17 protein-coding genes are annotated in these 18,422 nt (G+C 54.1%); 16 read left to right on the top strand and 1 reads right to left on the bottom strand.

The window, feature by feature from the left end:
* Window positions 1-53 precede the first annotated feature (53 nt).
* Window positions 54-1,124 carry a TAXI family TRAP transporter solute-binding subunit gene (locus J2S20_RS03220; RefSeq protein ID WP_170065360.1) on the top strand — a complete coding sequence of 357 codons (1,071 nt, stop codon included), beginning with the start codon at window positions 54-56 and terminating at the stop codon, window positions 1,122-1,124.
* A gap of 158 nt (window positions 1,125-1,282) precedes the next feature.
* Here J2S20_RS03220 and ychF read toward each other — a convergent pair whose 3' ends face one another.
* Window positions 1,283-2,380, bottom strand: coding sequence for a redox-regulated ATPase YchF (gene ychF, locus J2S20_RS03215; RefSeq protein ID WP_307253170.1), 1,098 nt, complete (start codon window positions 2,378-2,380; stop codon window positions 1,283-1,285).
* A 320-nt stretch (window positions 2,381-2,700) separates the two neighbouring features.
* Here ychF and J2S20_RS03210 point away from each other — a divergent pair, with 320 nt between their 5' ends.
* From J2S20_RS03210 to murD, 15 genes are all read left to right on the top strand, one after another.
* Window positions 2,701-3,948 (top strand): TFIIB-type zinc ribbon-containing protein, encoded by a 1,248-nt coding sequence (locus tag J2S20_RS03210; RefSeq protein WP_146137127.1) that lies wholly within the window; start codon window positions 2,701-2,703, stop codon window positions 3,946-3,948.
* A gap of 306 nt (window positions 3,949-4,254) precedes the next feature.
* The gene (locus tag J2S20_RS03205; protein WP_106611623.1) at window positions 4,255-5,073 is read left to right on the top strand and encodes a phosphate ABC transporter substrate-binding protein; all 819 of its coding nucleotides are present in this window, start codon (window positions 4,255-4,257) and stop codon (window positions 5,071-5,073) included.
* A 43-nt stretch (window positions 5,074-5,116) separates the two neighbouring features.
* Complete coding sequence (pstC, locus tag J2S20_RS03200) at window positions 5,117-5,989, top strand: phosphate ABC transporter permease subunit PstC (protein WP_106611624.1); 873 nt, start codon at window positions 5,117-5,119, stop codon at window positions 5,987-5,989.
* Window positions 5,990-6,032: 43 nt separating this feature from the next.
* Window positions 6,033-6,854, top strand: coding sequence for a phosphate ABC transporter permease PstA (gene pstA / locus J2S20_RS03195; protein ID WP_211292153.1), 822 nt, complete (start codon window positions 6,033-6,035; stop codon window positions 6,852-6,854).
* Window positions 6,851-7,606: a phosphate ABC transporter ATP-binding protein PstB gene (gene pstB, locus J2S20_RS03190; protein WP_106611626.1), complete on the top strand. Its 756-nt coding sequence runs from the start codon at window positions 6,851-6,853 to the stop codon at window positions 7,604-7,606. The genes pstA and pstB overlap by 4 nt, the downstream gene beginning before the upstream one ends.
* On the top strand, window positions 7,606-8,256 hold the full coding sequence (phoU, locus tag J2S20_RS03185) for a phosphate signaling complex protein PhoU (protein WP_106611627.1): 651 nt from the start codon (window positions 7,606-7,608) through the stop codon (window positions 8,254-8,256). The genes pstB and phoU overlap by 1 nt, the downstream gene beginning before the upstream one ends.
* Window positions 8,253-8,927 carry a response regulator transcription factor gene (locus J2S20_RS03180; RefSeq protein ID WP_106611628.1) on the top strand — a complete coding sequence of 225 codons (675 nt, stop codon included), beginning with the start codon at window positions 8,253-8,255 and terminating at the stop codon, window positions 8,925-8,927. Before phoU ends, J2S20_RS03180 begins: the two co-directional genes overlap by 4 nt.
* The gene (locus tag J2S20_RS03175; protein WP_106611629.1) at window positions 8,924-10,564 is read left to right on the top strand and encodes a sensor histidine kinase; all 1,641 of its coding nucleotides are present in this window, start codon (window positions 8,924-8,926) and stop codon (window positions 10,562-10,564) included. Before J2S20_RS03180 ends, J2S20_RS03175 begins: the two co-directional genes overlap by 4 nt.
* A gap of 144 nt (window positions 10,565-10,708) precedes the next feature.
* Window positions 10,709-11,572 carry a prolipoprotein diacylglyceryl transferase gene (gene lgt, locus J2S20_RS03170; RefSeq protein WP_106611630.1) on the top strand — a complete coding sequence of 288 codons (864 nt, stop codon included), beginning with the start codon at window positions 10,709-10,711 and terminating at the stop codon, window positions 11,570-11,572.
* A 255-nt stretch (window positions 11,573-11,827) separates the two neighbouring features.
* The gene (gene mraZ / locus J2S20_RS03165; protein WP_106611631.1) at window positions 11,828-12,262 is read left to right on the top strand and encodes a division/cell wall cluster transcriptional repressor MraZ; all 435 of its coding nucleotides are present in this window, start codon (window positions 11,828-11,830) and stop codon (window positions 12,260-12,262) included.
* A complete protein-coding gene (gene rsmH / locus J2S20_RS03160; protein WP_106611632.1) occupies window positions 12,259-13,206 on the top strand; it encodes a 16S rRNA (cytosine(1402)-N(4))-methyltransferase RsmH in 948 nt (315 codons plus the stop codon). The genes mraZ and rsmH overlap by 4 nt, the downstream gene beginning before the upstream one ends.
* A 72-nt stretch (window positions 13,207-13,278) precedes the next feature.
* Window positions 13,279-13,803, top strand: coding sequence for a cell division protein FtsL (locus tag J2S20_RS03155; protein WP_106611633.1), 525 nt, complete (start codon window positions 13,279-13,281; stop codon window positions 13,801-13,803).
* Between the two features lie 40 nt (window positions 13,804-13,843).
* On the top strand, window positions 13,844-15,895 hold the full coding sequence (locus J2S20_RS03150) for a peptidoglycan D,D-transpeptidase FtsI family protein (protein ID WP_106611753.1): 2,052 nt from the start codon (window positions 13,844-13,846) through the stop codon (window positions 15,893-15,895).
* A gap of 125 nt (window positions 15,896-16,020) precedes the next feature.
* Window positions 16,021-16,992: a phospho-N-acetylmuramoyl-pentapeptide-transferase gene (gene mraY, locus J2S20_RS03145; RefSeq protein WP_106611634.1), complete on the top strand. Its 972-nt coding sequence runs from the start codon at window positions 16,021-16,023 to the stop codon at window positions 16,990-16,992.
* A 57-nt stretch (window positions 16,993-17,049) separates the two neighbouring features.
* Window positions 17,050-18,402 carry a UDP-N-acetylmuramoyl-L-alanine--D-glutamate ligase gene (gene murD, locus J2S20_RS03140; protein WP_106611635.1) on the top strand — a complete coding sequence of 451 codons (1,353 nt, stop codon included), beginning with the start codon at window positions 17,050-17,052 and terminating at the stop codon, window positions 18,400-18,402.
* The last annotated feature ends 20 nt before the right edge of the window (window positions 18,403-18,422 follow it).

Raw genomic sequence — 18,422 nt, 5'->3', positions numbered from 1 at the left:
AGGGAAGAGATTCCCGGGCAGATAAAAAGGCTATGAGAAAGGAGAAAAGGTTTATGAAAAAAAGTATGCGCTCTTTGGTTTCGGCAGTTCTTGCAGTCAGCATGACGATGGCGATGACCGCCTGCGGAGGTGGTTCTTCCGCGACAACCGCAGCAGCTCCGGAGACGACAACAGCGGAAGCAGCAGGCAGCGCAGCGGCTGAGACGCCGGCATCCGGCGGTGCCTACACCTACTCCGGGCCGCGGCTTACGCTCAGCGGAGCAGATTCCACCGGGCAGATGTACGCGGCAGCGGCAACCATTGCTACGACACTGGGCAATGCGATCGAGGGGCTGGATGTAGATGCGACCACCTCCTCCGGCTCCAATGAGAATGCGCTGAATGTCCACAACGGTGAGGTTGAGCTTGGCATGTGTTCCGGCGATGCAGCGGCAGCTGCGGTTGCGGGCAGGGGGAAATTTGAAAATGTGGGGCCCTGTGAGGATATCGTGTGTATCGGCGCGGTATATGCCTCCATGTCCAACTGGATTGCGTTAAAGAGCAGTGGCTATGAGTTCCTGCATGATGCGAAGGGCGGCACCTTTGGCGTGGGCCCGGCGGCATCCACCACGGAGGTCTCCGCACTGGTCGGTCTAAAGGCGGCAGGTATCACCGAGGAGAATTCCAAGTTCCAGAACGTCACGCTGGGCGATGGCGCGGATAATGTCTGCAACGGCACCATGACTGCGGCTGCCGCATTCTCCGGCCCTCCGGTCGGTGCGCAACTCAACGCATCCGTTACCAAGGAGTGCGTGTGGCTCGGCTTTACCGATGAGGAGCTCGATGCCGTCATCGCGGAGAATCCGTCCTATTCCAAGCAGGTCATTCCGGCGGGGACCTACAACGGACAGGACAAAGATGTTCCCACCTTCGGCGTGAAGACCCTTGTGATCTGCAATGCAAGCGCAGATGAGGAGCTGATCTATAATCTGGCGAAGGCCCTGCATGAGAATGCAGAGGACATGATTGCCGGAAATGCCTCCCTTGCGCCGCTGGGAGATCCGTCTTTCATGTGCAATGAACTCCCGATTTTGCTTCACCCGGGTGCCGAAAAGTATTATAAGGAAGTGGGACTTCTGAAGTAAGAAAGTAAGCGGAATCATAGCAGTGGAAGATTTTTTAACAGCAGGAGAGTGAACAGCGCGCCTCGCAGTTTTTTGCGAGGCGCGCTGTTTTTGGACTGTTCGGATGAATTTTGGCCGCAAGCCGTTTCATGGGAGAGGGGACTTGGACAGCGTAATACTCAGACATTGAAGCGGAACAGAATCACGTCGCCGTCCTGCACGACGTAGTCTTTGCCCTCGAGACGCATCAACCCTTTTTCCTTTGCTGCCGTGTTGGAGCCGCAGTCGAGCAGATCCTGGTAGTTGATCACTTCGGCGCGGATGAAGCCGCGCTCGAAATCTGTGTGTATCTTTCCTGCGGCCTGCGGTGCCTTGGTTCCCTTCTTTATGGTCCAGGCTCGGGTCTCGTCCTCTCCGGTGGTGAGGAAGCTCAGGAGTCCCAGGAGGTCATAGCTTGCGGCAACCAGCTTGTCGAGACCGGACTCACTGATGCCGAGTGCTTCGAGGTAGTCCGCCTTTTCCTCCTCATCCAGCTCGGAGATCTCCTCCTCAATCTGCGCGCAGACGACAAAGACCTTGCTGCCGTGCCCGGCCGCATAGCGCTGGACCGCCTGCACATGAGGATTTGACGCGGCATCGTCGGAGAGCTCGTCTTCTTTTACATTGGCCGCAAAGATCACAGGTTTCTCCGTCAGGAGGCAGAGTGAGTGTACAAAGGAGAGAACATCTGTGTCCTCACTCGCATAGGCGGAAGCTGGCTGGCCGGACTCAAGCAGAGTTTTCAGCTCCTTCAGTATATCGAGCTCCTTCTTTAAGCTTTTGTCGTTCATCGCGGAGCGTGCCGTCTTTGCAATGCGGCGCTCCAGCACCTCGAGATCCGCAAACACCAGCTCCAGATTGATGGTCTCAATATCCCGCACCGGATCCACAGAGCCGTCCACATGGACTACATTTTCATCCTCGAAGCAGCGCACCACATGGACGATGGCATCACATTCGCGGATGTTTGCAAGAAACTGGTTTCCCAGTCCCTCACCCTTACTGGCACCCTTCACGAGTCCCGCAATATCCACAAACTCGATCACGGCGGGCGTCACTTTTTTGGAGTGGTGCAGCTCTCCGAGCTTTTGGAGCCGTTCATCCGGAACAGTGACGATGCCGACATTCGGGTCTATGGTACAGAAGGGGTAGTTCGCCGCAGCGGCCCCTGCCTTTGTGAGAGAGTTGAATAGAGTGCTTTTGCCTACATTTGGAAGGCCGACGATACCTAATTTCATGATTCTGATATACCTGTCCGGGAAGATCTGATTTTCAAGGTTTCCCGCCTTTCTTCTGTTTTGCTCTGTGTTTTTATGCAGCTTTTAAAACATTGCTGCTGAAGCTGTGCAGCCTGCGGCGCACTTGCGGGTCTTATTTCAGTTCTGAAAAAGAAAAGCAATACAATTTCGTATTATAGCACAAAGTCAGGGTTTCTCAATGCCGGCAGTTCTAAAATCGAGAATGTTCCTGTGAAAACAATTGACAAGATGGAGGAGAATGATTAACCTGTTAGCGATGGTTAACCTTGCTTGCAATTTTTCACAGAAAGGCCGGGTTTGTGGCTATGAAAATACATTTCCATCAGGATGCGGAGCATCCTATCTATGACAGCTTTACGAAGGAGCTGCAACAGTGGAGCGAGAGCGGGCATATCCCCGCTCTCGCAGACAGGGAAACTGCGTACTATCTGGAGCTTCAGGGCGGGCGGCTCGCGAGAAAGAGGCTCCACCATGAGCTGGAGCTTCGGAAGTACACGGATGAGGTACTGGGAGTGCAGCACTGTCCTGGAAATCATTATGAGGATGAGTGGGTCTATGCCTCTGTCAGGCGGAGTGTGCGCTATCACAGAGACGGTCGTTGTCTCTATCAGAAAAAGAGCGATCAGATTCTGTATCAGACAATCACCCATGCGGATACGCCGGATGGGATAGGCGAAAAGCCTTACAGCTGTCCGAACTGCGGCGCGACGGCGAGAGTGGCAGAGCTCGTGAGAGGATGTCCCTACTGCAATGCCCGCTTTCAGATTTCAGAGCTTTTTCCGAAGGTGACCAATTTTTACTTTCTCCGGATGGACAGCATAAGGAGCAGAAAGAAGCAGATCTGCTGCATCATGGCGTGCTGCATGCTGCTCTGCTTTCTCAGCATGTGCCTGCGTGAGCTGACGGGAGCTGCGGAGCACACGGGACTGCTCACGAAGCTGATCAGCTCCGTGCTGGTCGGAGGTTTTCTGGGTTACTTTCTTTCCGGGCCGTTGCTTCTGCTGTCCATGCTGGTGGCAAATTCTGCCCGTCATGTGCCGCTCCGCGCGGTATTTACAAAGAAAAAAATTACAAACTTTATGAAGTCGCTGGATCCGGATTTTTCCTATCGCTACTTTGAGGGGCAGATGCTCTCATTCCTCCGTATGGTCATCTTTTCGGAGGATGCGGACAGGCTCTCGGCATTTCAGGGGGAGGAGCGCTCTGCGGAATTCAATGACATCATAGATATGGTCTACACAGGCGGCATGACGGTGCGGAGCATGCAGCTCACACCGGAGCTCTGCAGACTGGAGCTGGTGGCATATACCAATGACAGCTATGAGGTGGACGGACGCATCTTTGTCAGAAATGACAGGATCGCATTTACTGCAGAGAGAAGCAGGCATATAAGGCCGAATCCCGGATTTTCCATCACGCTGGTGCGGTGCAGGAGCTGCGGCGCGAGCTTTGACGCAAGCCATCAGAAGTGCTGCCCTTACTGTGGCAACAGCTATGAGATGCGTGCGGACAGCTGGGTTATCACAAAGGCCGTGCTGTTGAGGTAGTGTGGCTTCTGTCTTCTGTTGCTGCCGCATATCAATGCAGGAACTGCATCTTCGCGCCTACAGAGTCGAAGACACAGCTCCTGCAATTTTTTATACAGATTACAGACTTTATTTCAGCGCAATGTCGGGGGCATTGTACCAGAGAAAGCCGTTTTCCCCGCAATAGACATCCATCTGTCCGGAGAACAGCCTGAAGTATAGAGGAGCAATATTTTACATGGATTTGACATTCCCGTGGTTTTGGGTTTTACATGCGATGGCTACAATAAAGAACAGAACAGAAAATATAAAAGGAGCTTGAAGAGAATGAAAAAGAAAACTGGACGGATGATAGGAATGGCACTTGGCATATTGCTGCTGACGGGATGCGGCGGCAGACAGGTGGAGGAGACCGCCGGGTATGTTACTGCGGATGGTTCCACCTCTATGGAGAAAGTCATAGGAGTTCTGGGAGAAAGCTTTGAAGAGCTGCATCCGGAGATTCGCTTTACTTATAACCCGACCGGTTCCGGGAGCGGCATCACCGCAGTGGCAGAGGGACGCTGTGATATAGGGCTCTCAAGCCGCAGTCTGAGTGAGGAGGAGAGGAATAAAGGGCTCAGGGAGACGGTTCTGGCCTATGACGGTATTGCTGTTATTGTACATCCTGACAATCCTCTCTCCGATATGACGATAGAGCAGCTGGCAGCTGTCTTTACGGGAGAGATCCAAAATTGGAGTGAGATCGGGGGAGCAGATGGAGAGATTGTTCTGATCGGAAGAGAGGCGGGAAGCGGCACCCGGGACGGCTTTGAGAATATCACAAAGACCGCGGGCTCCTGCCGGTACCGTCAGGAGCTGACTTCCACCGGAGATGTGATTACGACGGTGGCAGCAAATCCGCATGCGATCGGATATGCTTCTCTGGCCTCACTGAAGGGACAGGTGAAGGCCGTATGTATCAATGGTATAGCACCGAATGCACAGAGTCTGAGGGACGGGAGCTATGCCGTGCAGCGGCCCTTTGTTCTGGTGACCCGGGAAAAAGCAGAAATCTCACCCGCTGCTCAGGCCTTCTTTGACTATATTCAGAGCGAGGATGCCAGAGAAATCATCAGCGGCACCGGCGTCGTTCCTGCTGACTGAGCCGTCGCTGCGTACTGAACCGCATGTTTGGAGGCGATGAATTTTGAACAGACGAAGACAAATCGGTGAGCAGCTGATTCACGCGATATTTTTGATTCTGGGGCTGCTTACAGTAGGGTGCGTGCTCCTGATCACCTTCTATCTCTTGCTTGCCGGTCTGCCGGCCTTGCGGACGATAGGATTCAGCCGCTTTTTCCTCTCCGGAAAGTGGACCCCTCTGGAATCTGTACCCTCTTACGGAATATTGCCGTTTCTTCTCAGCAGTATCTATGGCACTGCCGGAGCGGTTCTGCTGGGGGTTCCGACCGGATTTTTTACAGCGGTATATCTGGCCAAATTTGCACCGAAGGGGATGCGGGTCATAATAGAGGGAGCTGTGAGTCTGCTGGCAGGTATTCCCTCGGTCGTCTATGGACTTGTCGGAATGCTGGTGCTGGTCCCCGCTGTGCGAGATCTGTTCCGGCTTCCGGATGGAGCCAGTCTCCTCTCCGCCATTCTGGTGCTTGGAATCATGATTCTTCCCTCTGTTATCAAGTTGTCACTGACAGCGCTGGAGGCTGTGCCGCGGGATTATGAGTATGCTTCGCTCGCACTGGGCGCCAATGCAATTGAGACCTGCTTCAGGGTTTCTGTTCCGGCTGCAAAAAGCGGGATTGCCGCTGCGATTACGCTGGGAGTGGGACGTGCCTTAGGGGAGGCGATGGCAGTGATCATGGTGTCCGGAAATGTGGCGAATATGCCCTCGCTGTTTCAGAGTGTTCGTTTTCTGACCACTGCCGTGTCCAGTGAGATGTCCTATGCCGTGAGCGGGAGTTTGCATCAGCAGGCGCTGTTTTCTATTGCATTGGTGCTCTTTCTCTTCATTCTCCTGATTAATGCTGTCCTGAATTTTTTTCTGAAGAGGGAAAGGAACTGAGCTTATGAAGGATTCTGTCAGCGTCAGCAGAAAATGCTACAGTATGGCTATGTGTATTCTTATGGGACTGGCTGTCCTGATGACGGTTGCGCTGGTGCTCTTTCTTGTATTTTATGTGCTGGGAAGAGGTCTGTCACATATCAGCCGGGAGCTTTTGCTCACGGGACCGAGCTACCGGGAACAGCGCATAGGAATACTGCCGGATATATTGAATACACTCTATCTTGTTGTGGCGACACTGGGGCTGGTTCTGCCTCTTGGAGTTGGCGCCGCTGTGTATCTGACGGAATACGCGAGACACAAAAAACTGGTGAGTTTCATTGAATATGCGACGGAAACGCTGTCAGGAATTCCTTCTGTTATTTATGGTCTTGTCGGGATGCTGGTTTTCTGTCAGCTTGCAGGACTGAGAACTTCTCTTTTTGCAGGCAGCCTGACTCTGGTTATTATGAATCTCCCTGTAATCATTCGTACAACGCAGGAAAGCCTCAGAACAGTGCCGCAGTGTTATCGCGAGGGGGCTTTTGGCTTGGGAGCGGGCAAGTGGAGAGTCATACGGACTGTGGTGCTGCCTGGCTGCATTGACGGCATTGTTACGGGTTGCATTCTTGCTGTGGGGCGTATCGTCGGAGAGTCAGCAGCGCTTCTGTTTACAGCGGGTTTTGCTCATACGCTGAACGGTTTTGTTTCCGGGCTTGCCGGTCCGGGAGCCTCTCTTTCAGTTGCTCTCTACGTCTATGCCAGAGAACAGGGAGAGTTTCAAATTGCCTTTGCAATTGCTGCGATTCTATTGCTGCTGATTCTGCTTATCAATCTTTTGGCAGCTGTGGCCGGAAGTTATTTTAAGAGAAGGAGAATATTGTGAGCAGTATTATTTCTGTCAGAGATCTGTGTCTGTGGTACGGGAATACACAGGCACTGAAGCATATCAGCATGGAGATTGAGGCGCACAGCATTACAGCACTGATCGGACCCTCTGGATGCGGAAAATCCAGCTTTTTAAAAACGCTGAATCGCATGAATGAGCTGATTCCTGAAGTGAGGTGTGCGGGTCAGGTGTGCTATCAGGGGAAAGATATTTTCGATGCGGCTGTGGATGTGAATCATCTGCGAAGGCATATTGGCATGGTGTTTCAGAAGCCGAATCCTTTTCCTATGAGTATATACGATAATGTGGCCTATGGTCCCCGCACCCATGGGATCCGGTCCAGAGCAAAGCTGGATGATGCGGTGGAGTATGCTCTGCGTGCAGCCGCCATCTGGGACGAGGTCAGGGACAGACTGAAAAAAAGCGCACTGGGGCTCTCCGGAGGGCAGCAGCAGCGGCTCTGCATTGCAAGGGCGCTTGCAGTGCAGCCGGATGTGCTGCTGATGGATGAGCCCACCAGTGCACTTGATCCGATTTCAACCTCAAAGATTGAAGATCTGGTGCAGGAGTTAAAGAAAAATTACACAATTATCATGGTGACACACAATATGCAGCAGGCAGTGCGTATCTCCGACCGGACGGCCTTCTTCCTCATGGGTGAACTGGTTGAATATGGTGCGACAGAGAAAATGTTTGAGTGTCCGGCAGACAGGAGAACAGAGGATTACATCACAGGGAGGTTCGGATAATGCGCAATCATTTCGATGAGCAGCTGAATGAGCTGAGGCATAAGCTCACGCATATGGGAGCTCTGTGCGAGGAGGCAATTGCTCTTGCAGCAAGGGCCCTGATGGAGGCGAATGCCGCTGTAGGCAGAAGGGCGCTTACTCTGGACGCGGAGATTGATCAGATGGAGCGGGAGATTGAAGGCCTCTGTCTTAAGCTGCTGCTTCAGCAGCAGCCGGTGGCCCGGGATCTGCGGCAGATTTCCGCTGCGCTCAAAATGATTACGGATATGGAGCGTATAGGCGATCAGGCCTCTGATATTGTGGAAATCATTCCTTACCTGAAAGAGCGCAGAGTCAGAGAGTGCGATTCTATTCGACAGATGGCGGCAGCTGCTATTAAGATGGTGGTTGAGAGTGTGGATGCATTTGTCCGGAGAGATTTAAAGCTGGCACGGCACGTGATACAATGTGATGATATCGTGGACGCGCTTTTTGACAGCACCAGAAGCGCTCTGATTCGGATGATTGCCGAAAATCATGCGGACGGAGAGTATGCACTGGATCTGCTGATGATTGCAAAATATTTTGAACGGATCGGAGATCACGCGACGAATATTGCGGAATGGGTGGAATTCTCCGTCACGGGAATCCACAGGGGAGGGCAGGGATGATATGGTGTGTTGAGGATGATGCGAACATCCGGGATATTGAAGTTTATACGCTGAATGCAACTGGACTTGGTGCCAGAGGTTTTTCCTGCAGTGAAGAGCTTTTTGCTGCACTGGAACAGGAAAAGCCGGAACTGATCATATTGGATATCATGATGCCCGGTGAAGATGGAGTGGAAACTCTGAGACGTCTCCGAGCCTGCTCTGACACCGGCAGGCTTCCTGTTATCATGGCAACTGCAAAGGGAAGTGAGTTTGATAAGATACAGAGCCTGGATCTTGGTGCAGATGACTATCTGGTGAAGCCTTTTGGCATGATGGAGATGGTGAGTCGGGTAAAGGCTGTGCTGCGGCGCTGTCAGCCCGCTCCGGAGCAGCATATATTGAAGATGCATGCACTCTCCATGAATCTGGATGAACACACGCTTACGGCAAAAGCGGAGCGCATTCAGCTGACCTTTAAGGAATTTGAGCTTCTTCGGCTGTTCCTTACAAATCCGGGCAGAGTGTTTACCAGGGATCAGCTCTTTATAAAAGTCTGGGGGATGGATCATATCGCGGAAAGCCGCACTGTGGACATGCATATCCGTACACTGCGGCAGAAGCTTGGGGACTGCGGGAAGTATATTGAGACCATTCGAAATGTAGGTTACCGCATGAGGACAGATAAATGACTCGACGTATATTTCGTTCCATTGTGTCGGTGGCGCTTCTGGTTCTGCTTGCCTGCGCAGCCCTGCTCCTTTTTGTTCTCTACAGCTACTTCGGCACGGTGCAGGCGGAGCAGCTGCAGGCTGAGCTCTCCTTTGCGGCAGAAGGAGTGGAGACGGGGGGATTCAATTACCTGCGGGCTCTGCAAAGCGATCGCTATCGTCTGACCTGGGTAGATGCAGCGGGAGATGTTCTGTTTGACAGTCAGGGTGATGCGGCACAGATGGAGAACCACGCTGCACGGGAAGAGATCAGGGAGGCTTTTCAGAGGGGAAAGGGAGAGAGCACACGCTTTTCCGACACGCTGACAGAGCAGACGCTGTATTTTGCGGAACGGCTGAGGGATGGAAGTGTGCTGCGAATTTCAGTCAGTCGAAAAACCACGCTGTCGCTGCTGCTTGCGCTGCTTGCTCCGCTCAGTGCTGTTCTGTTTGCCGCTGTTTTGCTCTCAGCAGTGCTGTCTGCAGGGATTTCCCGGAGAATCGTCTGCCCGTTGGAGGCGATCAATTATGATCGGCCGCTGGAAAACGACTGCTATGAGGAACTGTCTCCTATTCTGGTACGCATGGAGCAGCAGCGCCAGCAGGTACATGCGCAGCAGGCAGCACTTGATGAACAGAGAAGGGAGTTCGCCGCGATTACCGGGAGAATGAGAGAAGGGCTGGTTCTGCTGAACCATCGCGGGGAGGTGCTCAGCATCAATCCGGCCGCGGAGCGCTTTTTTCGGACAGATGCAGATGCCGTCGGCAGGGATTTTATTCTGGTGGAGCGCAGCACAGAGCTTATGGACGCCATAGAATGTGCAAAACGGGAGGGAGATACAGAACTGCAGCTCAGTCGGGACGGAAGGGAGTATCTGCTGCGAGTGAGCGGTACAGCGGCAGAGAAACAGGGAATAGTCCTCCTGCTGTTTGATGTCACAGAGCGTGTGCTTGCGGAACGAAATCGCAGGGAGTTTACCGCGAATGTATCGCATGAGCTGAAGACTCCGCTGCAAAGTATCATGGGCAGTGCAGAACTTCTGGAAAACGGACTTGTGCAGGCAGAGGATGTTCCTGCTTTTGTCGGCCGTATCCGCAGAGAGGCGGGGCGTCTGATGTCCCTGATCGAGGATACGATTCGTCTGTCGCAGCTGGATGAGAGGACTCCGCTGCCGGTGGAATCGGTGGAGCTGAGATCACTGGTCTCAGAGGAGCTTCGTCTGCTGAGGGATGCCGCGGCTCAGAAAAATATCAGCTTGGAGCTGAAGGGAACAGAGGTACATATTCAGACGGTGCGGCAGCTCCTCCATGAAATAGTCTACAATCTTTGTGATAATGCGATCAAATACAATGTAGACGGCGGCAGTGTGACAGTTACAGTGGGAGAGCGCTTTTTGTCCGTGCGAGACAGCGGCATCGGCATAGACGCAGCACAGCAGACGCGTATTTTTGAGCGCTTTTACCGGGTAGATAAGAGTCATTCCCGCCAGATCGGGGGTACCGGGCTGGGGCTCTCAATTGTAAAGCACGCGGTAGAATATATGAATGGAGTGATTGAGATTAAAAGTGAGCCGGGAAGCGGAACAGAAATAACGGTGCGTTTTCCGGAAGAGAACTGAAATAGGACAAGTCAGGCAGACTCCTGCCTGTATTTACCGCGGATGGCAGAGCTGCGGCCGGCAGCTTGTTCTGCCGCCCATGACAAATGTGCTGCTCTGTGATATAAGTGTAGGGAAATGAATTAAGAGAATTGAGGAGCGCACATGGGCTACGATCTGAGCTTTGTAAATCTGGGAATTACCATACAGCATATGCAAAATCACATTGACGTCTTCGGATTTCGCATTGCCTTCTACGGAATCATCATCGGCATAGGGATGCTGCTCGGCATAAGGCTCGCTGCGGGTGATGCGAAGCGGCGCGGGCTGGGGGAGGACGTGATCTATGATTATATTGTCTACGGTATACTCGCCGGGATTGCGGGAGCGCGCCTCTATTACGTCTTTTTTCAGTGGGAAGCCTATCGCAGCGATCTGCTGCAGATTCTGAATCTCCGCGCGGGAGGTCTTGCGATCTACGGAGGTGTGATCGGCGGCGCCCTTGCGCTCCTTCTGTGGTGCCGTCTGAAGAAGCAGCACTTCCTTGTCATGGCGGATTCTCTGGTGCTCGGTGTGGTCGTCGGGCAGATCATGGGGCGCTGGGGCAATTTCTTTAACTGTGAGGCCTTCGGCCGCTACACGGAGGGGCTCTTTGCCATGCGGATACGCCGGGAGATTGTGAATCCCATCATGATCGACGCAGAGCTCCTTGGGCACCTCATCACGGAGAACGGCGTTGAGTATATACAGGTGCATCCGACCTTTCTGTATGAGTCCTGCTGGAATCTCTGCCTGCTTCTCTTCCTGCTCTGGTACAGGTACCGAAAGCGCTTCGAGGGGGAGCTGCTGTTTCTGTATCTCGGCGGCTACGGACTGGGAAGAGTGTGGATCGAGGGACTGCGCACTGACTCCCTTCTGCTGCCTGGAACAGGGATCGCCGTATCACAGGCGCTGGCGGGCTGCTGTGTGTTTGCCGCAGCAGTGGGCATCATCTATTTTCGAAGAAAAAGCGCCCGCAAGTCAAGATAAAGCGGAAAGTGCAGAAAATCCCCCACTTGCTCCCACCTCGAAAAAGTCGCAAGAATGCTGTATTTTCAGAGACAGAGATCCACATCTTGAACCTTTAAAGTTTATAGCTCCACATCTTGTAGCAGTCGTGCAAACCCGCATGGCTGCTTGTTTTTTTGCTTTTTTTATTCCGGAGATGCCTTGCTTTTTCCCTGTGTTTTTAGTATGATTTGAACATAGAAGTGGTAAAAAGTGGTGAAATGTGGGGCGGTGCTTATGTTCACGGGAGAGTATAACCATACGGTTGACACAAAGGGACGACTGATAGTCCCTTCTCTTTATCGTGAGCAGCTCGGCGCATCCTTTGTGGTGACGAAGGGACTGGACGGCTGTCTCTTTGTATATTCCGCGGAGGAGTGGAATAAGCTTGAGGAGAAGCTTGCAAACCTGCCGCTGACCAATCAGAGTGCGAGAAAGTTTTCCCGCTTTCTGCACGCAGGCGCGGTGTTCTGTGAGACGGATAAACAGGGCAGGATACTGCTTCCGGCCAATCTGAGAGAATTTTCCGGCATTGTAAAAGAAGCAGTGCTGATCGGCAATGGCAACCACGTGGAGATCTGGAGCGCAGAGAACTGGGCGAAGGAGCTGGAGATCGAGAATAACGCAGACGATATCGCGGCGGGACTCGACGGACTGGGATTTGGCATATGAGCTTCCACCATATTTCCGTACTGTTGAATGAAACGGTAGACAGTCTGAATATCCGTCCGGACGGCATCTACGTTGACGGGACGCTCGGGGGAGGCGGACACGCGTTTCAGGTAGCCTCGCGGCTCACAGCCGGCGGAAGACTGATTGGAATAGACCAGGATGCAGATGCGATTGCCGCAGCGACGGAGCGCCTCAGTCCCTTTGCGGACAGGGTGACGATCGTACGTGACAACTATGTGAATGTCAGAGCTGTGCTGTCACAGCTCCATATCTCCGGGGTGGACGGCATTTATCTGGATCTCGGCGTCTCTTCGCATCAGCTGGATACGGCGGAGCGGGGGTTCAGCTATATAGAGGATGCACCTCTTGATATGCGCATGGACCGGCGTCAGGACAGAACCGCTGCGGATCTGGTAAATGAGTGCTCTGAGCAGGAGCTGTTCCGCATCATCCGGGATTACGGAGAGGATCGCTTCGCAAAAAATATCGCGAAGCATATTGTGAAGGCGAGAGCAGAGAAGAGGATAGAGACGACCCGGGAGCTTGCGGATATTGTCCGCGGAGCCATACCCATGAAGATACAGCTGACGGGAGGACATCCCGCCATGCGGAGCTTTCAGGCGCTGCGCATCGAGCTGAACGGGGAACTGAAGGTGCTGGAGGCGTCCATTGACAGCATGATAGGACTGCTGAAGCCGGGGGGAAGACTCTCGATCATCACATTTCACTCGCTGGAGGACAGAATTGTAAAGAACGGTTTTCGGAAGAATGAGAATCCTTGTACCTGCCCGCCGGGGCTTCCGGTCTGCGTGTGCGGAGAGAAGAGCAGAGGCCGGGTAATTACGAGAAAGCCGATTGTGCCGCTGGAGGCAGAGACAGAGGAAAACAGAAGAGCGCGGAGCGCAAAGCTCAGGGTGTTTGAGCGGAGCGCGGAGCAGAATTAGCAATATGAGCGCTGTGACGGACAGGCTTTAGAGAAGCAGCGCAGGAGGAGCGAAAGCTCCGTGGGGGGAGCAATGAAACAGAGAATGGCAGGGAGAGAAAGGTATGCAGCACAGCGCCCGGGGAGAGCTGTGGCCTCCGTGCAGTATAATTATGACAGTGTGGCGCGGCAGCTGGTTCCGACAGAGGAGCAGCGGGCAGAGCGCGAGGACAGGCTCAGAGCCCGCCGCGCGGAGCGCATTGCGAGGAGGAGGGAGCGGCAGGCGCTTCACATGGATCTGCCCTATCTCATGATGCTGACGGCTGCGACCTGCGCAGCGCTGTTTATCTGCTGCAGCTATATCCGGGTGCAGTCGGGCATCACTGCGAGCATGCGGAACATCGAGACACAGGAGGAACAGCTTGAGGCACTGAAGAGCGAGAATGATGCACTTCAGACCGCGATCAATACCGATGTTGATCTGGATCACATTTATGAAGTGGCGACCAACGAGCTTGGCATGGTTTATGCGGATCGGAATCAGGTAATTCGCTACAAAAAGACAGAAAGCGAGTACGTGAGACAGTATGAAGACATCCCCGGAGCGGCGGAGAGGTAAGGAATCCTCGAATCCGGCAAAAGCAGGACTTACATTACACATGAGAGAAAAGCTGGCAGTCACCGCCATGGTGATCATGCTGGCTTTGTTTGCGTTGATCTTCAGACTCTGGAAGATACAGAACGACAACAGTGAGGCCTTCAATCAGAAGGTGCTCTCCCAGCAGCGCTACGATTCCCGCGAGATTCCGTATCGCCGCGGGGATATCGTGGACAGAAACGGGACCTATCTCGCCACGACCAACAAGGTCTACAATCTGATTCTGGATCCCTCGCAGATCAATTCCGATCAGGAGGATTATCTTGAGCCGACGGTGAGTCTGCTCTCGGAGGTCTTTGGCTACAGCCAGGATGAGCTGCGTCAGATCATTGCGGATCGCTCGACCTCGCACTATGTGCGCTACGCGAAGCAGCTGTCCCATGACCAGAAGGAGCAGTTTGAGGAGCGGAAGGCGGAGGTAAATAAGGGCTATAAGACAGAGGGGGATCCGCACCGGGTGCACGGCATCTGGTTTGAGGACTCTTATCTGCGGCAGTATCCCTACAATGCGCTTGCCTGCAATGTGATCGGGTTCTCTCTGAGTGACGGAGCGGAGGGGGCGGGTGGCATCGAGCAGTATTACAACAGTGAGCTGATCGGTATCCCGGGCCGGGAATACGGCTATCTGAACGACGACTCCAATCTGGAGCGCGTAATCAAGCCCGCAGAGGATGGAAACACGCTGGTCTCCACCATAGATATGAAGGTACAGAGTACTGTAGAGAAGTATATCGCACAGTTTGAGGCGGAGATGGGCGGCGATACAGTGGCATGTGTCGTGATGGATCCGCGAAACGGCGAGATCCTCGGTATGGCGACAAACCACCGCTTTGATCTGAACAATCCGCGGGATCTCAGCGTGATCTACAATGAGGAGCAGCTCGCGGAGCTGGATGAGGAGGCAAAGACAGAGGCCCTCTTCAGTCTCTGGAGAAATTTCTGTGTGAGCGATAGCTATGAGCCGGGTTCCACAGCAAAAATTTTTACGGTTGCTGCCGGCATGGAAAACGGCGCGATCAGCGGCAGTGAGAGCTATGACTGCGGAGGGTATCTGGAGGTCGGGGGGTGGCAGATCCACTGCTCGAAGCGCACCGGCCACGGGATGCTGACTGTCACGGAAGGCCTCATGCAGTCCTGCAACGTCGTCATGATGCGCATCGCACAGACGCTTGGAAAGGAGAATTTCTGCAAGGTGCAGAGACTCTTCGGATTTGGCAGCCGCACGGGCATAGATCTCCCGGGTGAGGCGGATACCTCTGCCTTTATACACACGCCGGAGGATATGTCCTCCTCGGATCTTGCGACGAATTCCTTCGGGCAGAATTTCAACTGTACCATGGTACAGCTCGCATCGGCCTTTGCGTCGGCTATCAATGGCGGCTCTTACTATCAGCCGCACGTTGTGAAGCAGGTTCTGAATGCACAGGGCGCGGTGGTCAGAGATATACAGCCGGAGCTCGTGCGGGAGACCTGCTCAGCGGAGACCTCCGCTTTTCTCAGGACAGCACTGCTTCGCACGGTCTCGGAGGGAACCGGAAAAGCTGCCGGAGTTGACGGTTACGAGATCGGCGGAAAGACAGGGACTGCAGAGAAATACCCGCGCAAGAACGGAAACTATCTGGTGTCCTTCTGCGGCTTTGCACCGGCGGATAATCCGCAGGTGCTCTGCTATGTGGTTGTTGATACGCCGCACACGGCGGATCAGCCGCACAGCACCTACGCAAGCGGCATCTTCCATAATATCATGGCAGAGATTCTGTCTTATCTGAATGTATTTCCCGCAAGTGCGGCGCTGGAGCCGGCCGCGGAGAATGCAGGACTGCCGGAGAGTGAGGGCATCAGCGATCTCTCTGAGACAGCACCGGAGCCCGAGACGGAGACCCTGCCGCCGGTCTATGACACAGAGGAATATGTTGAGAATGCTGCGGAGGGGGCAGAGCTTCCCGGGGCGCCGGCCGGCGTGGATGCAGAAGTGGCTGCGGAGAGCGGAGCACAGACAGAGCCGCAGGAAGAGGATACGGAAGAGGCTTCTCCGGTGGAGGAAGGGCAGTAGTGCGCGCTGTGGCTTCCGCGCTGCGACAGAGATACGACATGGGGGCCCACTTGCAGAGTCCCGGTGATCGAGGTATACTGTCCTAAATTGTCCAGAGTTGACATAAAAGTCAGGAGAATGTATCTATGCTGAGCGATACGATCCTTGCGCTGCTGCTGGCCTTTGTGGTCTGTGCGGCGATCTGCCCCTATGCCATTCCAATTCTGCACCGCATGAAGTTCGGTCAGCAGGTGCGGGACGACGGGCCGCAGGCGCATCTCAAGAAGAGCGGGACGCCGACCATGGGCGGAATTATGATTGTGCTTGCCATACTGGCAGGCACAGCTCCCTTTATCCGAAGAGAGCCTGAAACTGTGCCGGTGCTGCTTTTTACCGCAGCATTCGGTTTCATTGGTTTTCTGGATGATTTTCTGAAGATCAGAAAGCGGCAGTCCGAGGGGCTCACGGTGAAGCAGAAGCTTCTGCTGCAGCTCTTGGCGACAGCGCTGCTGGCGGTCTGGCTGTACGGAAGACCGGAGCTCAGAGCACTCCTCGTTCCCTTTACAGGCTCGCTTACAGGCGGCTTTTTGCTGCAGCTTGGATGGCTCTATGTCCCTGCAGTCTTTTTTGTAGTGCTCGGGACGGACAACGGTGTGAACTTTACTGACGGTCTGGACGGGCTTTGCTCCTCTGTGACTGTGGTGGTGTCCCTGTTCTTTGCTGCGGCGGCCATACGGGAGCAGATTTTAATCGCGCCGGTGGCGGGCGCTGTGACCGGCGCGCTGCTCGCATTTCTTCTCTTCAACTGCTATCCGGCGAAGGTCTTTATGGGAGATACGGGTGCGCTGGCGCTGGGGGCCTACGTCGCCTCCATGGCGCTTGTCATGCGCATGCCGCTTTTTATTCCTGTTGTCGGATTTATCTACCTCATTGAGGTAATATCGGTTATGATACAGGTAGGGTATTTTAAGTGGACACACGGAAAGCGCTTTTTCCGCATGGCACCGATCCACCACCATTTTGAGCTGGGCGGCTGGTCAGAGACGCGGGTTGTGACGGTGTTTTCTGTGACTACGGCAATCCTGTCCCTCATTGCATGGCTGGGGATGGGACTGTGAGGCAGAGTGTGAAGACAAATCAGAGTGATGAGAATGGAATCAGCGGGGAGGTTTCATATGAATGAGAGGGTTATGGTTGCAGGAGCCGGAAAGAGCGGAATCTCTGCAGCAAAGCTTTTACTTGAGACGGGAGGTGCAGTCTTTCTCTACGACAGCAATGCGGAGATGGATGAGGCGGCACTCAGGGCGAATTTTCCGGAGGATGCGAAGCTCACGATCAAGCTCGGAGAGCTGGAGCGCCCGGATATCAGCGGAATACAGATCTGCGTCATGAGTCCCGGAATTGATCTTGAGACAGCGTTTGTGAAGCTGCTCACGGACAATAAGGTCCAGCTATGGAGTGAGATTGAGCTGGGCTATCAGGTGGCGAAGGGGCGTCTGGTTGCAATCACCGGAACCAACGGGAAGACGACGACCACCACACTCACAGGCGAGATCATGAAGAATGCCTTCGGGGATGCGTTCACGGTGGGAAATATCGGCCTTCCTTACACGGAGACCGCACTGAAGACGACGGACAGCTCGGTGACTGTGCTGGAGGCCTCCAGCTTTCAGCTCGAGACCATTATTAATTTCCGTCCTCACGTGGCGGCAATCACCAACATTACCCCCGATCACATGAACCGCCATCACACAATGGAGAACTATGTCCGGATCAAGGAGGATATCACCTCCAACCAGACGAAGGAGGACTTCGTTGTCCTGAATCACGACGACAGTGCGCTGAGGAGCTTTGGAGAGAGCGGCAGCTGCCCCTCGACTGTCGTATTCTTCTCCAGCACAGAGGAGCTGCAGAACGGGTATGATATCGAGGACGGCGTGATCTGCAAAAAGGTGGACGGCGAGGCGACAGCTCTGCTTAGAACCGACGAGCTTCAGCTGCTTGGGCGTCATAACTTTGAGAATGTGATGGCGGCCATCGCGATTGCGGACTGCATGGAGGTTCCGATGGAGACGATCCTTAGCACATGCAGAGGCTTCCAGGCGGTGGAGCACAGGATTGAGTTCGTGTGCGAGCGCTACGGTGTGAAGTATTACAACGACTCGAAGGGCACCAATCCGGATGCGGCCATTCAGGCGATCAAGGCTATGCCGGGGCCGACCATACTGATCGGCGGGGGCTACGACAAGGGCTCGCAGTACGATGAGTGGATTGAGGCCTTTGAGGGAAAGGTGCGCTATCTTGTGCTGATCGGGCAGACGCGCGATGCGATCTCCGAGTGCGCGAAGCGGCACGGCTTTACGAATATCATGTTTGCGGAGGATCTTCAGGAGGCGGTCAAGGTCTGCGCTTCCTATGCAAACGCGGGAGAGAATGTGCTTCTGTCTCCGGCCTGCGCAAGCTGGGGAATGTTCCCGAACTATGAGGTGCGCGGCACAATGTTCAAGGAGTACGTGCGGGCACTGTGACGGGCCGCGCTGCGGGCAGG

This window comes from Moryella indoligenes (assembly GCF_030812885.1).
Classification (GTDB): Bacteria; Bacillota; Clostridia; order Lachnospirales; family Lachnospiraceae; genus Moryella; species Moryella indoligenes.
The sequence above is the reverse complement of the archived record's forward strand: the minus strand, read 5'-3'. Positions and strand labels throughout refer to the sequence as shown.